2 protein-coding genes and 1 pseudogene are annotated in these 2,730 nt (G+C 39.8%); 2 read left to right on the forward strand and 1 reads right to left on the reverse strand.

The features are described from left to right. Positions 1 to 341: glycosyltransferase family protein (locus PCORN_RS16530; protein ID WP_036082612.1), on the forward strand; the 341-nt coding region annotated here is incomplete at its 5' end. Between the two features lie 298 nt (positions 342 to 639). Here the strand turns inward: PCORN_RS16530 and PCORN_RS16535 are convergent. Continuing rightward, positions 640 to 1,458: a histidine phosphatase family protein gene (locus tag PCORN_RS16535; protein WP_036082615.1), complete on the reverse strand. Its 819-nt coding sequence runs from the start codon at positions 1,456 to 1,458 to the stop codon at positions 640 to 642. A 608-nt stretch (positions 1,459 to 2,066) separates the two neighbouring features. Here PCORN_RS16535 and PCORN_RS19150 point away from each other — a divergent pair. After that, positions 2,067 to 2,700, forward strand: a pseudogene (locus tag PCORN_RS19150) (SH3 domain-containing protein). Positions 2,701 to 2,730 lie beyond the last annotated feature (30 nt).

A 2,730-nucleotide genomic window follows, 5' to 3' on the forward strand; every position in this document is an offset into this window, starting at 1 on the left:
AGGAGCGAAAGGTATCGGTGGGTTTTCTGACACAGCTATCCACAGAGCAACATACAGCGCGGACGTTTGAAATACCGGCATGTCGGGGCTTCTTTCTAGGCACGCGAACGGAGGAACACATCGAGATTTTCCGACCAGGTATAGACGCCGATTTCTTTAGCAACACGGAGGAATTAGTAGAAAAAGTTGAATTTTACACTCGAAATGAAGAGCTTCGAAGTCGTATTGCGCAAAAAGGCTATGAAAAAGTTATCAAATTAGACGCAACGTATGAGAATCGAGTGAAAGGGATTTTGGAGTTCGTTGTAGCTGTTCGAAGTGAGTCTGTAATCCATGCCTAGAATCTCTAAGCAATTGTCGCTCCGTTGAGGTTCGGAGGTTCCTTTAGAATTAGGAATTTAGACAAAATTGGGTGAAAAATGCATAAAAAACCACCGCGGAAAAGGGAGTAACCGCGGTGGCAAAAAAGGGAGTTTGGGATTTTATTCTCAGGGGAAAGAATAAAAAATTTAATTTGTTAGCTTATAACTATATAATAACGGTCGTTGAAGAGATTTAGCTGTGATCTAGATTAGAATTCAATGAAAAAATAAACTTGGTGCTCGTATTTTTGATTACGCGCGCCAAGTTTATTGGTTTTTATTTTGCTTTTGCTCCATTTTCAACGTAGCTTAAGTCGTTAACGTCGCCAATCGTGAATTTACCGTCTTTGTACTCGATTTTTGTGACGCTTGCATTTTTTAAGCCGCCATCTGGTAGTTTGTAGCCAGGTGAAATGCTGTCAAGTAGGGCGCCAATGCTCAATCCATGTGAGACAAGGAGTACATTGTGGTCGCCTTTTTTGCTTTCTTTTTTCGCGACTTCGTTAATACCTTCTTGTAGGCGCGCGGTAATGGTTGCGTAATCTTCAGCTGGCCAGTTGGTGTTGTCTTTCACGCGCTCTTTGTCCAGCGCCGCAACACTATTTGCGAAATTCTTCGGCGAGATGCCTTCGCTTTGCCATTGTTCTAACGTTTTGCCTTGGCTTTTCGCGATGTCAGTCCACATATTGTGATTTAAATCGCCTTCATATGTCCCAAAATTAAATTCACGAAAGCGCGGATCTGTCTGCAACTTTACGCCATCAGATTTTTTATTTTCGTTCAAAATAATATCAGCCGTCTGAATCGCTCGTCCGCTGTCACTGCTGTATGCTGAGCCAAATTTAACATCTTTCAATCCTTTACCAGCATCGGTGACAACTTCTTCACCAGCAGGCGTGAGTACCGCGTCAGACCAGCCTTGCACACGATCGGTTGTGTTAAGCATCGTTTTCCCATGTCTCACAACGTAAAAAGTAACAGTCCCATTTTTTACCGCCGGATCCTTATCCGTAGAGTCAGCACTCGTATTACCACAACCAACTACTAACAACAAACCACAAACCAACATTAAAATCTTTAACATCTGCTTTTTCATCATTTTGCTCCTTTTTTGTTAAAATTTTATCTCGACAGTTGAGGGAAACTGTTGAAAACTGGTCAAAAAAAGAAACCCAAACAGATTCAAGGACGCATCTAAAAAGAGACGACTTCAAATCGATTTAGGTTATGCCCGAATAAACGGTAACAATCCTTAAAAGAAATGTATTGTATACGGAATTTTACTAGGTCTAATATAACATGTTTTGTAAACGGTTTCAAGCTTTAGTTGAAAATTTTTTGCTACAAAAGCTAACGCGGGAAACATGGTCATTCAGAATCAGACAAAGTTTGGCGAAAAGAATACAACAAAAAACCACCGCGGAAAAGGGAGTAACCGCGGTGGTCAAAAAGGGAGTTTGGGATTTTCATTCTTAAGGGAAAGTATGAAAATTTATTTGCTTGTTGTTAGCTTATAAACATATAATAACGCACCGAGAAAAAAAATTTGCTGTGAGTTAGATTAGAATTTGATGAAAAATAACTTTTGGATTTAAAGGGATTGACGCGGGATTGTAGCTTCCTTGTAATGTGCATCTGGTATGATGGGTTGCAAATGGAGAAAAGGGAGTGCATGTTTTGACGTTGAAATCTAGCAAGAAATGTATGGCTATGTTACTTGTAATCATTCTGGCAGTAAGTGTCTTGATATTACCGAAGTCTGGGGAAGCGGCAACAACTTACAAAATGACGACAACTGTAGAGAGCAATATTCGAACTGGAGACAGTGTGAAGTATGCAATCATTGGATATTACAAAGCAGGAACAACTGTTACATTCAACGCTAAAACTAAAAATAACTGGTACCGTATTACATACAAAGGCAAGGTGGGATATGTATCGGGGAAATGCTTAGCACCATATAAAGCACAGTCATTTACGACACTGAATGTCGAAGCAAAAAAAACATTTAGGCAAGAAGTATAAATGGGGCGCAACTGGTCCAACTTCATTCGATTGCTCGGGTTATACAAGTTATGTTTTCAAAAAATCGATTAATAAAGCGATCCCACGTACAGCAAAACAACAGTACAATGCGTCTACTAAAATTAAAGCGAATCAACTAAAAGCAGGCGATTTGGTATTCTTCAATTACGGTAGTGGCATCGCGCATGTGGGCATTTACGTGGGTAGTGGAAAAATGATCAACGCACAAAATAATGGTGTGAAATACGATAATATTTCAAGTGGTTATTGGAAAAGATATATCGCAGGGTACGGTCGCGTAGTTAAGTTTTAAAAAAATAAGAGGTTTGGAGAAGTACTTCTC

The organism is Listeria cornellensis FSL F6-0969, assembly GCF_000525855.1.
Classification (GTDB): Bacteria; Bacillota; Bacilli; order Lactobacillales; family Listeriaceae; genus Listeria_A; species Listeria_A cornellensis.